14 protein-coding genes are annotated in these 16,342 nt (G+C 43.1%); 1 reads left to right on the top strand and 13 read right to left on the bottom strand.

All coding sequences use genetic code 11. The features are described 5' to 3' along the window. Positions 1 to 116 precede the first annotated feature (116 nt). From ABE547_RS11620 to ABE547_RS11670, 11 genes are all read right to left on the bottom strand, one after another. Entirely contained in the window at positions 117 to 338 is a 222-nt protein-coding gene (locus ABE547_RS11620) for a methyltransferase domain-containing protein (protein ID WP_347378941.1), read from the bottom strand. An 88-nt stretch (positions 339 to 426) separates the two neighbouring features. After that, on the bottom strand, positions 427 to 744 hold the full coding sequence (locus ABE547_RS11625; RefSeq protein ID WP_347378942.1) for a hypothetical protein: 318 nt from the start codon (positions 742 to 744) through the stop codon (positions 427 to 429). Positions 745 to 806: 62 nt separating this feature from the next. Next, entirely contained in the window at positions 807 to 1,442 is a 636-nt protein-coding gene (locus ABE547_RS11630; protein ID WP_347378943.1) for a hypothetical protein, read from the bottom strand. A 126-nt stretch (positions 1,443 to 1,568) separates the two neighbouring features. After that, complete coding sequence (gene cyaB / locus ABE547_RS11635; protein ID WP_347378944.1) at positions 1,569 to 2,138, bottom strand: class IV adenylate cyclase; 570 nt, start codon at positions 2,136 to 2,138, stop codon at positions 1,569 to 1,571. A 213-nt stretch (positions 2,139 to 2,351) separates the two neighbouring features. Next, entirely contained in the window at positions 2,352 to 3,578 is a 1,227-nt protein-coding gene (locus ABE547_RS11640; protein ID WP_347378945.1) for an acetylornithine/succinylornithine family transaminase, read from the bottom strand. 356 nt (positions 3,579 to 3,934) lie between these two features. Next, a complete protein-coding gene (locus tag ABE547_RS11645; protein ID WP_347378946.1) occupies positions 3,935 to 5,005 on the bottom strand; it encodes an NAD(P)H-dependent oxidoreductase in 1,071 nt (356 codons plus the stop codon). Further along, complete coding sequence (locus tag ABE547_RS11650; RefSeq protein WP_347378947.1) at positions 5,002 to 6,003, bottom strand: lactate dehydrogenase; 1,002 nt, start codon at positions 6,001 to 6,003, stop codon at positions 5,002 to 5,004. Before ABE547_RS11650 ends, ABE547_RS11645 begins: the two co-directional genes overlap by 4 nt. Positions 6,004 to 6,018: 15 nt before the next feature. Further along, the gene (locus ABE547_RS11655; protein WP_347378948.1) at positions 6,019 to 10,881 is read right to left on the bottom strand and encodes a hypothetical protein; all 4,863 of its coding nucleotides are present in this window, start codon (positions 10,879 to 10,881) and stop codon (positions 6,019 to 6,021) included. 139 nt (positions 10,882 to 11,020) lie between these two features. Further along, positions 11,021 to 12,367 carry an NADP-specific glutamate dehydrogenase gene (gene gdhA / locus ABE547_RS11660; RefSeq protein ID WP_347378949.1) on the bottom strand — a complete coding sequence of 449 codons (1,347 nt, stop codon included), beginning with the start codon at positions 12,365 to 12,367 and terminating at the stop codon, positions 11,021 to 11,023. Between the two features lie 319 nt (positions 12,368 to 12,686). Continuing rightward, complete coding sequence (locus ABE547_RS11665) at positions 12,687 to 13,010, bottom strand: cupin domain-containing protein (RefSeq protein WP_347378950.1); 324 nt, start codon at positions 13,008 to 13,010, stop codon at positions 12,687 to 12,689. 15 nt (positions 13,011 to 13,025) lie between these two features. Further along, complete coding sequence (locus ABE547_RS11670; RefSeq protein WP_347378951.1) at positions 13,026 to 13,649, bottom strand: 4Fe-4S binding protein; 624 nt, start codon at positions 13,647 to 13,649, stop codon at positions 13,026 to 13,028. Positions 13,650 to 13,739: 90 nt separating this feature from the next. On the opposite strand from ABE547_RS11670, the gene ABE547_RS11675 reads away from it, so the two are divergent. After that, positions 13,740 to 14,417, top strand: coding sequence for a Crp/Fnr family transcriptional regulator (locus ABE547_RS11675; protein ID WP_347378952.1), 678 nt, complete (start codon positions 13,740 to 13,742; stop codon positions 14,415 to 14,417). Here the strand turns inward: ABE547_RS11675 and ABE547_RS11680 are convergent. After that, positions 14,386 to 14,733 carry an arsenate reductase family protein gene (locus ABE547_RS11680; RefSeq protein ID WP_347378953.1) on the bottom strand — a complete coding sequence of 116 codons (348 nt, stop codon included), beginning with the start codon at positions 14,731 to 14,733 and terminating at the stop codon, positions 14,386 to 14,388. The two genes, ABE547_RS11675 and ABE547_RS11680, sit on opposite strands and share 32 nt — an antisense overlap. Before the next feature lie 34 nt (positions 14,734 to 14,767). Next, positions 14,768 to 16,324 (bottom strand): ABC-F family ATP-binding cassette domain-containing protein, encoded by a 1,557-nt coding sequence (locus ABE547_RS11685; protein ID WP_347378954.1) that lies wholly within the window; start codon positions 16,322 to 16,324, stop codon positions 14,768 to 14,770. Positions 16,325 to 16,342: the final 18 nt, after the last annotated feature.

Genomic DNA, 16,342 nt, shown 5'->3' on the forward strand with positions numbered 1-16,342 from the left:
GGCACTAAAATTTCTTCTCTGTCTGGACATGATAATGAATCCTCTCTTTCATACTGATTTTAGTATATCAGATTCATTAAAATCTGTCCGAAAAAGTGTCTTAATTTATGAGACCATTATAGTTCCTCGGAGCCGTCAATCGCAGTCACTTCATATCCACGCTCCCGAAAATACTTCGCATCTCTTCCGGATCCACATCCAAAATCAAGAATGCTGGATCCTTCTTTTAACTTATCTAAAAATCGATTCTGCATTTCCTCGAATTCAACAGACCCCGTTCCCTCCACATACTTCTGTGCATTTGCATTATAATAATCAATTGTATAATTGGATTTCAAAATGTTATTCCTGCTTTCATCCATCATAATTGATTATATTATACCTCTTTTACGGATAAATCTCCGCATAATTTCACACATTGATCTCCTAATCATCATAATGATTCCAGTCTCCCCAAAATCCCCGGTCACTGTGTCCTGTTTTTCTGCCATTACTATCATAATGATTCACTCCACCCAACACTCCCGGACTGGAATAGCCTGTCCGATTTCCACCGTTATCATAGTGATTCACCCCACCCAAAAGTCCAGGGCTACTATAACCAACTTTCTGTCCATTTGCATCATAATTAGTCATTCCACCGAATATCCCCGGTCTGCTCTCTCCGATCTTTCGACCAGTACTATCATAATGATAAATTGTTCCTGAAAATCCCTGTCTGCTATATCCTTCTTTTTTACTCATAATATATCCCTCCTGAATAATGTCCTGGATTGTAAAATAAATTGTCTTCATATCTTTCTTCCCTATGATACATGTTCAAATAATTCTTCCAGAACTCTTGGCTTATACTGTCTATGCTCCAGACCTTTTATCTGACAGATGCTTTCTTTTAGCTTTTGTGGAAGTTCATCCCCGCCCAGGGCCTGAATTGCTGCTGCGACTTTATATTCCTCATCTTTAATTTTGCGTCTTCTGATTCTGCATTCTCTCAGCATTTTGTACGCTTTATATCCATTTGCGGCATCCAGACAGTTGAATTCTACATAATGCATGATATCGCAGATCTCTTTATCCACTTCTGACAACATATAGTTTAAATTACATTTATACTGTTGCAGCTGTGAGATAAAGCTCAGCACATCTTCCAGATAACCCTGCCAGTCCGTATCCAGATCATCGAATCGTGTTTTTTTACAGTCTTCTTTCGTAACAATCCTGGATTCTTCCTCTTCTATATCCGGATCATCTCCATCCGCTTCGACAAGAATATATTGATATCGATTGGATGGTTTGACAATACTGCGGAGAATGGTATTTGCTTTCATATATGTGTATCTTGCAGCTATTTCTTTCCGATTCACTGCAACCAATTTGTTCATATCATTCACTCCGTAATATGTTCCATAAGTATCAGCAATATAATATGTTTTATCACGCATACCGACACATCCCTTCTTACGCTCCCTTGCTCATCTGTTTCTTTCATTGTAAGAAAACAGCTGTCCCAAAATCCGGACAGCTGTTTTTACACTCCATTCCTATTCAATACACCCTGCTATATTTCATTATTCTTCATTCTGATTTTTTGCGTACAACATCCCCAGATAAGATGTCCTCACGGTATCTGCCATGGAAAGTCCAAGTTCCGTCAGTAACCTCTCCATCTCCCGCAAATATATTTCCCTCATGGACTCTTCTGATGCGATCACTTCCAGTTCCAGAAAACTTCCAAGTCCGTCTACCCGATCCAGGCATGCCGTCATCTCATTTTTCTTCATGTAACATCTGGTTTTCTGTACACCGGCCACCGGTTCAAATCCCAATGCGATCAATATCTTCTCCGTACACTCCGGATCAGCCACTGCAGTTTCATATTCCTGCCTGGACATGGATACCTGATCCATCTTCTTCCCTTTGAAATTCAGCTGGGCCTGTGTCTGACCATTAAACAGATCTGTACTCTTTCTGATTCGAAGTGCCTCACCCAGCTTCTTCACATCATGATGCTCACTGTTGTAATACATATCACTTTCGCGGACAGTAGCTTCTTCCCGGAATCCTTTCCATATTAACTTTTCTTTGATTTCTTCCAGACTGAAAACCGGAAGTTTCATTTCAATTTCAAAACTATTCATACTAAAACTCACTTTTCACATGGTCAGAAGCTCTGATATATTCATCTGTTTCCATTCCCTAATATTCTAACACCTCATACAGCTAATCACAATTGAATTTATAATCATCACATATTGTTACAAAATAAGATAAGCAGCTTCTACACGCTGGCATACATGTAGAATCTGCTTATCTCAAATTAAGGGGGTTCTGTGTTATCGAATTAATCTATACTATGCTTCTAATTTTGCTGCTGCTTCTTCAATTGCTTCACGCATGATACGAATCAGCTCATCAATCTGTTTCTTTGTAACAGTAAGTGGTGGGATCATACGGTTTACTCTGTCACCGATTGCTGTAATGAGTGCCATTCTGTCAAGACATCCATGTTTTACTTCTACAGAGATCGGAAGATCGTATTCACATCCAACTAAGAGTCCGCGTCCTCTTGCCTCTACTACATGAGGAAGTTTTGCAAGCTCTGCTTTCATGTATTCACCCATCTCTTTTGCATTCTTGCTTAAGTCATTGTCAAGAATCTCAGAGATTGAAGCGTAAGCTGCTGCACATGCAATTGCATGTCCACCGTATGTAGAACCATGTGTTCCTCTTGTAAATGCCTTTGCTACTTTATCAGTTGCACAGCATGCACCGATCGGCATTCCGCCACCCATAGCTTTTGCCATAGATACGCAGTCCGGTTTTACGCCATATCCCATGAATGCCATTGGAGCACCTGTACGTCCCCATCCTGTCTGAACTTCGTCGAACAGGAGCAGCATATCATGCTCATCACAAAGCTTTCTCAGTCCTTCGATGAATTCCTGAGTTGCCGGACGTACACCGCCTTCGCCCTGTACTGGTTCGATCATGATTGCGATTGTGTTCTCTGTAATCTTGGAAGCGAAGTCTTCAAGATTGTTATATTCTGCATATGTAAATCCTGGAAGCATCGGCTTGAATCCCTTCTGGATCGCGCTGTCCGGCTGTCCTGTTGCAGACATTGCACCGTATGTTCTTCCGTGGAAACCGCGTTTTGCTGTAATGATCTCATATCTGTTCGGTCCGTATGTATCAACACCATATTTTCTTGCCATTTTGATCATACACTCATTAGCTTCTGTTCCAGAGTTCTGATAGAAGATCTTATCCATTCCGATTGTATCACAGATCTTCTTTGCGAGAAGTGCCTGCGGAATTGTGTATGGATAGTTGAATGTGTGCATAATGTCATCAGCCTGATCTTTGATAGCTGCTACTACTTTCGGGTTTCTGTTTCCAGGGCTGTTAACAGCTACACCACCGTAAAAATCAAGATATGCATTTCCTTCTTCATCGTAAATGTACATGCCTTCCGCTCTTTCAGCGATGAAATCATATCTTTCATATGTTTCCACCATGTACTTGTTTACCATGTCTTTTAATTCCTGTGCTGTGAGTCCAGTGTCTTTCAGTCTCATGAGAAAATCCTCTCTTTCCTTTTGATAATCAATTATTTATTATTAATAATATTATAAAGTATAAAAAAAGACAGCACACCTTTTCTTCTCTTTTCCGGCGCCCTTGCCTTTGCTGTTTTCAACTATAAACTTCTTTTAGCTTGATGTCAATAATTTTGCCAATAGTTTATTTAAAGATTATTGGCAAAAATCAGTGATTGTTTTTTTGTGTTTTTTGTCAATAATTTGTCAGCTTTTGTACTTTTTCTCCTGAAACAGGCGCTTACGGGTCTTCTTCTCATTGTTAAGGCAATGTCATTTTTTTAACCTAACATATGAGGCCTCCCACAGGAAGCCTCACGCATTGTATCTTTCCGTTATACGATTCTTTTTGCGAAAGAAAAAGCACAGTCGCTGATTCCCTCTTCTTCCAATATTTCTCCGGGAAGATTAGCCATCTGTATATCCACTGCATATTTTGGCAGGGTAAATCCCTTGTTCAGAACCATTGCATCAATCGCCTGCTCTGCAACAATTTCTCCTCCGGAATAGCCTGAAACAACGATCACATACAGATATTTTCCCGAAAAATCCATACTTCTGTAAAGCGCTGTCAGTCGGTTGATACAGGCACACAGATTAGACCCTATGGCGTCATTATAATTCGGACACAGCAGTACAACTGCATCACTTTGTTCAATCGCAGGATATATCTTTTCTGTCATGATCCCACCGAAGACACACCTGCGCTGCTCTCCCAGACTCTGACAGATCTGGAAAGAACATCCTCTGCAATCCCGGATCTCTTCCCCATAAAGATTAATCTCTGATATCTCAATATCGCTCTTCTGTCGAACCAGCTGCTCTCTGACCAGTTTCCAGTAAGCATACGTATTTGACTTCACTTCTATGCTGGAGTGTATGCAGGTCAGGCGTCTGATCTTTCTGTCAGCAGTATGCTCCGGAACCTTTGCAGCCTCCGCAATCGTCTCTTTTGCGCATTCCAGAAAAGCTTCCTCCAGAGAAACCTTCCGGTACGCTGCCTGATTCTTCATATTACGCATGGAGCCGGTCACCTCTGTAAATGCTTTTCCATGTATGATACAGCCGGCTCTGTTCAGTACAAATGCGGTCTTTCGCGCCGCCTCTTTTGTATACAGTTCTCCGTCTCCCACGGTAATGATACCTGCAGATAATCCTTCCAGACATTTCGGAACGGATACAATTTTCTTCAAAACCGCATCCAGCTCCAGATTTATCCCGGTATTGTCCATATAGATCAGGAATATAACCGCTCTTTTTTCTTTCTCCTGCAGAGAGAACAGTTCTTCCACACTCTCTTTTCCCTGCAGAAATATTACGTCTTCTGTCTTCAGGCAATGGATCAGTTTCTGATATCTCTCATGTCCATTTCCCTCTGCAAGGCATATACATATTACGTTTCTCAAATCAACGCCTCCAGATTTTTGTACGCTTTTACTATCCGCTGATATAACTTTTCCGGAAGTTCCAGAAGTTCTACCTCTGTTCCCGAATCTATCAGACGGTTTTTACAACCAAACCAGACCTCTCCAACAGGTACGGCACTGTAATGATATTCTCCGCGTATGGTAAGCAATATGGAAATTGCCGCCGAGGACAGTGCCGGGGCAATATACGGCTTATAGCCCAGCTCCCGGACCTTCAGATTGGCCGTTACCGTAAAATCTGTCAGTTCCTGTGACAGTTCTTCGTTGTAATTCGAGATACTGTCGGCAACGATCAGATCCTGTCCGTGAGGACCGAATACACGTCCTTCTTTCAAAAACTGTGCATACTTCGGATCCTTTCCTGCATAGTAAGCGGCTCTTGCATTCATGACCCCCAGTCCATAGCCGCGAACCTGATCCCGGCGAAGTCCCTGTCCGTCAAATGTTCCTGTCTCATCGGTATTCGAACTTTGATAGGCCGCGTGACACAACAGATCTACCGGATCCGAAACCACCGCAAACAGCCCTTCAAATCTGGCTTTTCTTGCCATCCTTCCATAGATTCCGATCAACTCCCGGTTAGCTTCCAGCTGTGCCATTCTGACATCCTTCACCTGCGAGCCGACCGCTGCGATTCCTTTTGTCGCACTGAACACAAAGACATCACAGGAAAACAACTCATCCATTCCGACGATCTTTACTTTCGGAAGTCTGTCATAATCCCACGGATATGCGATCTGGTTCATCTCTATCTCCAGTCTTGCAAGCTGATTCTCATTCAGATCACAGATCCCGATTTCACGGATAACGTCTCCTCCCAGCGTCTTCAGCGCCAGAAGTATCGTAGAGCCCACATCGCCAACTGCAAGGATATGTACCCGCAGCCTGTCATGTTCCGACTGTTTTAATGGATTTTTCTCTTGTTCTTTATATTTTTTATATCTTTCTTCTCCCACCAGGTCAAGCAATGTACTCATACTGTCTGTCCCCCTTTAATCCTGCATTTTCCGCAGGCGCTTCATTTTCAGTATATCATTTCTGACATAACTTGATGCAGGTACCTGCATATCATAAGTCAGGTTTTCCCCCTGATCAATGTAATACGTCTCACGGATGACTTCATTCAGTCTTCCAAGCGTCAGATTCTTCTGATACATCTTCTGATATTCTTCCTCCAGAACACATAAAATCTCCAGTGTATTTCCCAGACATGCATTGGAGAATTCATAGTATGCATCCCATGTAACGTCCTCCATAAATGAGAACGGTGGGAAGGTATACGGCATAATCTGGTTCAGAGACGGAATGCGTCCTGCCTGCGGTTTTCCGTCCGTTTCAATATAGTTTCCTCCAAGGAACGGATACATGGTCACCTCTGAAAACCATTCTCTCATATTCGGGATAAAGTATACACTGTCTACCGGAATATCATGGATCGCCGCCATATCTGTGCCTCGCCCGGACAGAACGCCTACGATCAGTTTATCAACTTTTACATTTCCTTCCTGAATCATCGGATAAAGCTTTCTCAGCCACTCGCCGTTGTGCAGAATATCGTCCACAAGGATGACCGGCCTTGAAAAAGATTCAATCGTTTTGATCTGTGTCTTCAGCGACGGATAATTCGGATACTCTGCAATTCCGAACTCAGAAGCATCCGCATTGAAGATTCTTTCTGTATAGATTGCTTTCGTAACGGTATTTGGTACGATCAACTCTCTCATAAGCTTACCGTACGGAATACACATCTTGCTTCCCAATGTCTCTCCGTCAATCTTGCGCGCTGATACATTATTTTCACTTACGACCATCTCCAGCATCTGATAACTCATATATTCTGAGTCAAAGGAAATCACCAGACTTCCGGGATACAGCCTTGTCAATGCCATAAGGAACTGTTTCTGTGTTTTGACCAGTACTTGTCTGACATTCTTATTGGTATTGAACGGATCTTTGATAATGGATTCTGTATCCTGCACTGCGACCATCGGGAAACTCATATCTACAAAATACACGTCCAGATCTTCTGCCTGATTCTGAATCTTCACGAATCCATGCCGAAAGAGTATCTCTTCTACCATCGCATTCATTTTTTTGCTCCGATCGCCAAAATGAATGACCATATGTGTAAATCCTTCCTTCAGGCAGGAGGCGATCAGCTCATTGAGCATCAGTTCCAGATTCTTTTCGGATTTCTCGTTTTTCTTTGCAAAAAGAGCGTAGAGAACCACAAGCTTTCCGGAAGCAAGACGGCGGATTTTTGCAACCGTTTCCTCATTCCGGAACTCCTCATAGATCTTGCCAAGCGGAACCTCCCGGTAGAATGCTCCGCAGGAGATACTTCCGTCTTCCCCCTCCATCCAGATACCACGATCTCCGACTTTTGCATTTTTTGCCAGACCGCAGCGAAGTACATTCTCCTTGTCGATCGTCCACTGGAACTGTTTTTTCATATCTTCCGACAGATTCAATGTCGTCTGCATCAGTATATTCTGCCTGCTTACCGTCTTCTTATATTTGGGCTCCCTCAGGTACAGACTGCGCTCAGCTATAAAGCGCTGCGCAAGCGGATCCACAAGATTGGAAATATCTCTGTTTCTGTCAATATTTTCACGAATCTTGGAAGAACTTACTTCGTCATATTCATGACTCAACTTCAGATACAGACAATCTCCAAAAACTTTATCCTGTACCACCCCTGTCCATCCGCTCCGAAGCGTTTTTCTGCTGAACAGTATGTGTTTAAAATAGTGAACTGAACCTTCTTCTGCCTCCTGCCGGTATGCGGATGCTCCCTCGATCACATCAGCGCCGGCAACAAGGTATACTTCCTTCCCCGGAAACAGCCTTTTCAAAAGCTTCATGTCACGCGGATTGGCAATATTGATCGGGATGTCACACGGGAACAGATAGACATCTCCCATGTCCGCAACCGACATCTGAATGATCTTTTTCCGCAGGAGCTTGGGCTGTGTCTTTTTCGACCATGAGAATTCATCTACGGACAGATATACTTCAAATCCCAGTTTTTTGACCTCACGGACAATCTCCTTATGTCCGATGGAAAACGGGTCAAATGTCCCCGGGAAAAATGCAATCTTCGGATTGTCTTTAATATCAAATTCTCCATTGGCAAATTCATACTCTGTAATAAAGCTGTAGATCTTTCTGAGAGACGACGCCCTTCCGAAAAATGCAATTTCCTTCTGAGACTGTTCTGCAATGGCGCTCAGCATCTGCTTCTGGATCTCCGCAAAGATTTCCCGTTTCTCTTCCACAGTCAGGATATCCGAACCGAATATGTCTCTGCCGATTACCGTCAATGCGTCTACACTGACTACTTCCTGGTAATGGGACAGACCTTTCATCAGAAGTCCGAGAAGTCCTTTTCTGCGGTTAATGTGGACTTCCTCCGGTTCTCCATATTTCACGTATTCCGGATAATGCTCCACCATGACACCAATCGTATGAAGGGTATACATTACAGCAGTCATATCACTGCTGTTGATATATTTTGTCAATGTATCACCAATCAGCTCGTCCAACTCCTCCGGATACAGATACATCGCCATTTTTCCGAGGTACAGAGGTACATATCTTACATACTGAAATTCTCCGGATCCAAGACTTTCTGCCATCTCAAGCACAATTTCGTTTCTCTGGTCAGAAGAAAGAAACGGCATCATCTGAACCAGCTGATCTCCACAGCATTCCCGCACTACGAGTGTACGGCTTGCACTGAACAGATTAGTCAGATGAACGGCGATTCGTGAGATTCGCACCGGATCTCCCATTTTCAATACATCTCCCAGCAACTCAATATTGGCTTTTTTGATCATTCTGCTGGTTGCCACTTTCATATTTTCCAGGAATATCTGGGAAAACAGGCTTTCATTGTCAAACAGCATGTGCTCTGTTTCTTCCCTGTTCGAAACTGCAAGACCGATTTCCAACCGCAGCTTATATGCCACAAATTGAAGCCCTGCATTTTTCCCCTTCACCTTCTCCAATATCCGGACAGCCTCAGGCTGAATCAGATATTTTGGTATTCCGGAAGCGGCTGCTTTTCTCAGAAACTGCAGAACACGGATTCCTTCCTCAATGTTCTCGCATTCGGCATAGAACTCTGCGAACCCGAGAAGTGTCCTGATCTCTTTTTCGTCAAGCATGGAAAATCTTACATATTCTGCTGCTTCCAGAAGTATAAAAGCTGTCTTTCTTTCATAGTCATGCTTTTCAAAGAAACGCAGGAATACCTCAAGAAACTGCTTTCCTTCTTTCTCACTTCTGCATTCTGTCTGTACCGCAACAATAATTCTCTTCAGGCATCTTCCAAGCCACTCCCTGTGCTGCTCTGTCACAGTATAATCGGGATACAGGATCGCCTTGATCAGGCGGTTAAATACCTGAAACGCACTGACCGAATTATTTTCAAGTTCTACATCCTGCGGAAGTTCCTTGCGGTACTCTTTTTCATATTTTGCAATGATCTTTCCACACAGATAAGAAGCCTGCCGGCGAATATCCACTTCAGAATGGAGAAGAAGTTCAAACAGATACTGCAGCGTCATATTGATCTGCTTTTCATTCATGTATGTAAAATACTCTTCAAAAATATTTACATAAGCGCGGGTATTTCTCCAGTTCTTTTCGCTTCTTGCAGCCTCCAGAATGTTACGGAGTGCCGTGATACTGTTCATTCTTGTCATGACATAAATATTATGCTCAATGGCAGTATATTTGATCTCACGCACAGACTGGTTCTGACTCATCAATACAAAATCCGGGTGACTGACTGCTGTCGGTTTCTCGCATGTCAGATCCGTATTTACCCCGAAGTTTTCCATGTAATTTTCAAAATCTTTTAATTTTGCATATACAAGCCTGTAACGATTTTCCTTTGCCTGATCCACATTATCAAGCTTATTCAGAATTACATCAAAAGATTCTTTCAGAGAGTAAAAATGTACCACTTCTTTTCCGTTCGCATCTCTTGTACTTTTCACACGAAAATCTGCGTAGATCAGGATCAGGTTCTCGATCGACAGCTCATCAAGCTCCAGATCCCATGTGGAATGGTTCACCGCAATATGACCAATCTCCGGCATCTTAAATCTTTGCGTATAGACATCAGAATAATAGTAATGGAGATATGGAGTACGTCTGAGTTCTTTTTCACGGCAGCCGAATTTGCCAATGTCATGCAGTGCCGCAGCTCCTGACATCAATTTTAAATCCACCGGCTTGCCCAGTTCTTTCAGCTGCTTTGCCACATGCATAGCCACATAATGAACTCCTGCCACATGTCCCAGAGAATCAAACGGTGTGATCTCCGCAGAGATACGATAGAACTCCAGCATGTACTGCTCTTCCATCAGATCAAGAAATATCTGGTATTCACGTCCTGTATCTGCATCTTCCCCCTCCGAGATCTCATAAGGCAGAAGCCCGAACTGTCTCGTCGGTACAAATTCTTTATGTTCCCTTTCCATCTCCAGCAGGATATGCAAAAGCTCACAATAAAACTTTCTTGCTTTTTCACACTCTGGTGTTTTATGTACCTGAAAGTTCTCAGGGAACATGACAGCTCTTGTCCAGTCATAGACATATCTGAGTAGTTCCTGACCGGATATTCCACCGATCTTTTTTGTGATATCCGCGCATAATTCCGCTGTTTTTTCACATGATACTGAAGGACTTTTTTCAAAAACCTCCTCAAAGATCCTGCTCCAGTTTCCTTCTCTCAGGATCGTCATGATCTGTTTCTTTCTGATTCCTGTTTTTTTCAAAAAATCCTTATCCGTCATCCGCTGCTGCAGAGTCTTTAAAAATTCCTGATTTAAAATCGCCGACATATTTTCCCACCTTTTTTTCGACTTTCATTACAAGTAACGATTCTCTCAATACGCTCATAAGCCTTGCACCAGCCTTTCATATTCGGGCTGACACAAGGCTCATTTTTTTTCTTTTTCTGTCCGTCAAGTTCTGTATTTTTTAGAAAATTCCCTGTGCAAGCATTGCATCTGCAACTTTCTTAAATCCAGCAATATTTGCTCCGGCAATCAGGTCGCCTTCCATTCCATACTCTCTTGCTGCTGCATCAATGTTATTGAAAATATTGTACATGATATTTTTCAGTCTGTCATCCACTTCTTTTTCTGTCCAGGATAATTTCATTGCATTCTGGCTCATCTCAAGTGCAGATACGGCAACTCCACCGGCGTTGACAGCCTTGGAAGGAGCAATTACGAATCCTGCATCCTTCAGACATTTCACTGCTTCTGCTCTTGTAGGCATATTTGCAACCTCAACAAGAACGCGGCAGGTTCCTTCAGCCACCATACGCTCTGCATCTTCCAGCGCAATCTCGTTCTGTGTAGCACATGGCATATAGATATCGGCCTTTACGCGTCCCCATGGTTTCTCTCCCTTGTGGAACTCGCAGCCATACTTATCTGCGTAATCCTCACAGCGGTCACGAAGTGAACTTCTCATCTCAACCAGATAGTCCACTTTTTCACCTGAGATTCCGTCCGGATCGTATACATATCCGTCTGGTCCGGATACAGTTACTACTTTTCCGCCAAGTTTATTGATCATATCTGCAACGCCCCATGTAACATTACCAAAACCGGAAAGTGCAAATGTTGTTCCCTTGATTGTTCTTCCAAGAGACTCGAACAATTTCTCTGTAAAGTATACAGCTCCATGTCCGGTTGCTTCTGTTCTTCCAAGACTTCCGCCATATGGAATTCCTTTTCCGGATAATGCTCCATTGTCATATCTTCCGATAATTCTCTTATAGAATCCGAACATATAACCGATCTCTTTTGCGCCGCATCCGATATCACCTGCCGGACAGTCTGTATCGCCGCCGATGTAACGATAAAGCTCTGTCATAAATGACTGGCAGAAACGCATGATCTCTCCATCTGATTTTCCTTTTGGATTAAAGTCACTGCCGCCTTTTCCACCACCGATCGGAAGACCTGTAAGAGAGTTTTTGAATGTCTGCTCAAAGCCAAGGAACTTAATAATACTCTGATTTACGGTAGGATGCAGACGGATTCCTCCTTTGTAAGGTCCGATCGCGCTGTTGAACTGTGCACGGAATCCACGGTTTACCTGTACTTTGCCTTCGTCATCTACCCATGGAACACGGAATGATACGATTCTTTCCGGTTCGCACATTCTTTCCAGGATTGCAGCTTTCTCATATCTGTCATCCTGTTCAACGACTGGTCTTAAAGACTCCAGTACTTCCTCTACTGCCTGGATGAATTCTGGCTCATTTGCGTTCTTAGCAGAAACGCTTGCAATAACGTCATCAACGTAAGACATAATTTTGTCCCTCCACTTTCATTTCTCCATATTTGGTTTCTTTTGATTTCGAATTATAAAGCAAACATTGTATTTCGTCAATACGCAATAATTTATTATTTATAAAGTTATTTTTTTGACTATTTCTCACAAATTCATGATCTTTTTTCTCTTATTTGATAAAAAATATTTTAACGATTATTTATAATCTATAATATACATCTTGTCAGCTTGTGCTTTTTTCTACAATCTTTTTCTTAAAACGACAAAAAAAGAGCACACTGCATGATCGCAGTCCACTCTTTTTCTTCTATATATAATTCATGATATCTATTCTGTTTTAAAATGATACCACCAGCTGCATCTTAAATCTCTCTTCCCCATATACCGCATGTGGAATTCCTTTCGGCATGATCAGTGTCTCTCCTTCTTCCAGGAAGAACACTTCATCCGCTACGGTAAAGCGTCCTTTTCCCTCCAGAACAGTCACCATGGCGTCCCCTCCGGATGCATGCGTGGAGATCTCTTCACCTTTGTCGAATGAAAACAACGTCATACTGACCAGATTATTCTGTACCAGTGTCTTGCTGACCACCTGTCCATCCAGATAGTCCACCTGATCCTTTAATTCCAGCTTCACCTGTTTTTCAATATTTTTGTACATATGCTTCTCCTCCTTTTATTTTGCCTGTAGGATCTCTCCCTTGATTCCAACAGTGATTACCTGCTGCGGAATAAATTTCCCGCTGTTTTCAATGGCTCTCTTTACTGCATATTCTATACCACCGCAGCACGGGACTTCCATTCTGACCACTGTCACACTTGCAATCGAATTGCATTTTATGATCTGTGTCAGTTTTTCACTATAATCAATCGAATCCAGCTTCGGGCATCCGATCAGGGTAATCTTCCCTTTGACAAAATCCCTGTGAAAAGCTGCATACGCATATGCACTGCAGTCCGCTGCGATCAGGAGATTCGCCCCATCAAAGTAAGGTGCCTGAACCGGTGCCAGTTTGATCTGAACCGGCCAGTTTTGAAGTACCCCGTTTTCTTTCTGCTGTTTCTCCTGCTTTGCTCTTGCAACGGCAGCCTCATCATATTCCGGCGCCTCTCTTTCCACAAATGTAATTGCACCTGTCGGACATTCCGGAAGACAGTCTCCCAGACCATCGCAGAAGTTCTCTCTGACAAGCTTCGCCTTACCGTCTATCATATCAATGGCTCCTTCATGGCATGCATTTGCACAGAGTCCGCAGCCGTTACATTTTTCTTCATCTATATGGATAATTTTTCTGATCATTTTTTACATCCTCCTCTTTACTTTTCCATATGATCATACTAGAATCAGATTAAAATGTATGTTGGTTTTCCAACAAAAAGAGGAGTAGTTATGGAAAAATATCTGGATTTGCTTGAGACTCTAGCATTATTTGATGGAATTAACAGAAATGACATTCCTGTCATACTGAACAGATTAAAATCAACCGCTTCTTCCTATGAGAAGGGTGAATATATCCGCCTGGAGGGAGATGCAGCTGATTTTATCGGAATCGTACTGGAAGGAGAGATTCATGTCCTTCAGGATGATTATTACGGAAACCGGAACATTAATTTTTCATTCCATGCCGGGGACATGTTCGCAGAAGCATTTGCCTGCGCCGAAGCTGCAGAACTTCCGGTAGATATTCTTGCGACCAGCAGAGCATACATCCTGTTTCTGGACCGTAGCATGCTCTTTGGTGAATGCAGTAAGACATGTGCATTCCATTCAATTCTGATTCGTAACCTGCTGAAAATTGTCGCAAGGAAAAATATGCTTTTAAATCAGAAGCTCAGTTACAGCTCACACAAAACAACCGGTGAAAAAATCATGGCCTACTTAAGTGACCAGGCAAAGCTTCATCTTTCGTCCGAATTTATAATTCCCTTCAATCGTCAGGAGCTCGCCGACTATCTGGGTGTTGAACGAAGTGCCATGTCTGCGGAGATCAGCAGGCTGCAAAAGCAGGGCCGACTGATTACCAGACGGAGCTATTTTAAATTACTGTCTCCCACTCTTTCTCCTTAAATCCGACCAGCACATAGTCTTCTCCGATCACCAATGGCCTTTTTACAAGCATGCCGTTCGTTGCCAGGAGTCTCAGCTGTTCTTCTTCACTCATCTCTGCCAGCTTATCTTTTAATTTCATTTCCTTGTATAACATTCCACTGGTATTGAAGAATTTTTTCAGTGGAAGTCCGCTCTTTTCGTACCATGCCTTCAGTTCTTCGTAGGAAGGATTGTCCTCAACGATTGGACGTTCCTCAAATTCCACCTTGTGCTCCTCCAGCCATTTCAATGCTCTCTGGCATGTGCTGCATTTCCGATATACCAAAACTAACATGTCAGTTCCTCCTTTTTTACGTTTTGTTCCTGCCTTATACCAATCGCGTGGTCCATCTGGTACAGTCCCACACGTCCGTTGCAATGCCGTCATAGAACTCCGGCTCATGACACACCATCAGAATGCTTCCCTTGTATTCGATCAGCGCTCTTTTCAGTTCGTCCTTAGCCATCACATCCAGATGATTGGTCGGCTCGTCCAGTACCAGAATATTAGATGGACGGTTGATCAGCTTGCACAGTCTGACTTTGGCCTGCTCTCCTCCTGAGAGGACCTTTACCTTGCTCTCAATATGATTCGTGGTAAGCCCACATTTTGCAAGGGCAGACCGGGCTTCATACTGTGTAAATCCCGGAAATTCCTGCCAGATCTCTTCCAGACAGGTGGTCTCAATATCCGGCGGCATCTCCTGTTCAAAATATCCGATCTCCAGGTAATCTCCCTGCTCTACCGATCCGGATATCGGACGGATCAGACCCAGGAGGCTCTTAAGCAGCGTGGTCTTTCCGATTCCGTTTGCCCCTGTCAGCACGATCTTGCTTCCACGTTCCATCTCCAGATTCAATGGGGAAGACAACGGTTCTTCATACCCGATCACCAGATCTTTTGTCGTAAAAAGATAGCGTCCGGGCGTCCTTGCCGTCTTAAAATTGAATTCCGGCTTCGGTTTTTCCGCAGCCAGTTCGATCACATCCATCTTATCCAGCTTCTTCTGACGGGACATCGCCATATTTCTTGTCGCTACACGTGCTTTGTTTCTTGCAACAAAGTCCTTAAGCTCTGCGATTTCCTTCTGCTGCTTGTTGTAAGCCGCCTCCAGCTGGGATTTTTTCATGGCATATACTTCCTGGAACTTGTCATAATCTCCGACATATCTCGTAAGCTGCAGATTATCCATATGATAGATCAGATTAATCACACTATTCAGAAACGGAATGTCATGAGAGATCAGAATAAATGCATTTTCGTATTCCTGCAGATACCTCTTAAGCCATGTGATATGCTCCACATCCAGATAGTTTGTCGGCTCATCCAGAAGCAGGATATCCGGCTTTTCAAGAAGCAGTTTTCCAAGCAGTACTTTTGTCCTCTGTCCTCCGGACAGATCTGTTACATCTTTATCAAGCCCCAGTTCCAGAAGTCCCAAAGCCCTTGCAACTTCCTCCACTTTTGAATCAATCAGATAGAAATCCCGGTTCATTAAAAGATCCTGAATGACGCCCAACTCTTCCATATAGCTTTCCATCTGTTTTTCATCTGCATCTCCCATCTTGTCGCAGATTTCATTCATCCGCGCTTCCATATCAAATAACGGTTCAAAAGCGCTTCGAAGAACAGACCCTATGGTCATTCCTCTGGTAAGAACCGCATGCTGATCCAGATATCCGACCTTCACATTCTTCGCCCACTCGATCTTCCCCTCATCCGGCCTGAGCTTTCCGGTGATGATATTCATAAAGGTAGATTTTCCTTCCCCATTGGCACCTACCAGACCGATATGTTCTCCCTTAAGCAAACGGAAAGACACATCTTCAAAGATTGCACGGTTTCCAAATCCATGCGACAAATGTTCCACATTCAGAATACTCATAAAACCTCCACTTTTCTC

The organism is Dorea sp. YH-dor226, from assembly GCF_039832105.1.
In the GTDB taxonomy this organism is placed as follows: domain Bacteria; phylum Bacillota; class Clostridia; order Lachnospirales; family Lachnospiraceae; genus Dorea_A.

Excerpts from the sequence above, each read along its gene's own strand:
- ABE547_RS11670 (WP_347378951.1), bottom strand. The coding sequence starts at position 13,649 with ATGATCAGAAAAATTATCCATATAGATGAAGAAAAATGTAACGGCTGC.
- ABE547_RS11630 (WP_347378943.1), bottom strand. The coding sequence starts at position 1,442 with ATGCGTGATAAAACATATTATATTGCTGATACTTATGGAACATATTAC.
- ABE547_RS11655 (WP_347378948.1), bottom strand. The coding sequence starts at position 10,881 with ATGTCGGCGATTTTAAATCAGGAATTTTTAAAGACTCTGCAGCAGCGG.
- gdhA (WP_347378949.1), bottom strand. The coding sequence starts at position 12,367 with ATGTCTTACGTTGATGACGTTATTGCAAGCGTTTCTGCTAAGAACGCA.
- ABE547_RS11680 (WP_347378953.1), bottom strand. The coding sequence starts at position 14,733 with ATGTTAGTTTTGGTATATCGGAAATGCAGCACATGCCAGAGAGCATTG.
- ABE547_RS11665 (WP_347378950.1), bottom strand. The coding sequence starts at position 13,010 with ATGTACAAAAATATTGAAAAACAGGTGAAGCTGGAATTAAAGGATCAG.
- ABE547_RS11685 (WP_347378954.1), bottom strand. The coding sequence starts at position 16,324 with ATGAGTATTCTGAATGTGGAACATTTGTCGCATGGATTTGGAAACCGT.
- ABE547_RS11675 (WP_347378952.1), top strand. The coding sequence starts at position 13,740 with ATGGAAAAATATCTGGATTTGCTTGAGACTCTAGCATTATTTGATGGA.
- ABE547_RS11625 (WP_347378942.1), bottom strand. The coding sequence starts at position 744 with ATGAGTAAAAAAGAAGGATATAGCAGACAGGGATTTTCAGGAACAATT.
- ABE547_RS11650 (WP_347378947.1), bottom strand. The coding sequence starts at position 6,003 with ATGAGTACATTGCTTGACCTGGTGGGAGAAGAAAGATATAAAAAATAT.
- cyaB (WP_347378944.1), bottom strand. The coding sequence starts at position 2,138 with ATGAATAGTTTTGAAATTGAAATGAAACTTCCGGTTTTCAGTCTGGAA.
- ABE547_RS11640 (WP_347378945.1), bottom strand. The coding sequence starts at position 3,578 with ATGAGACTGAAAGACACTGGACTCACAGCACAGGAATTAAAAGACATG.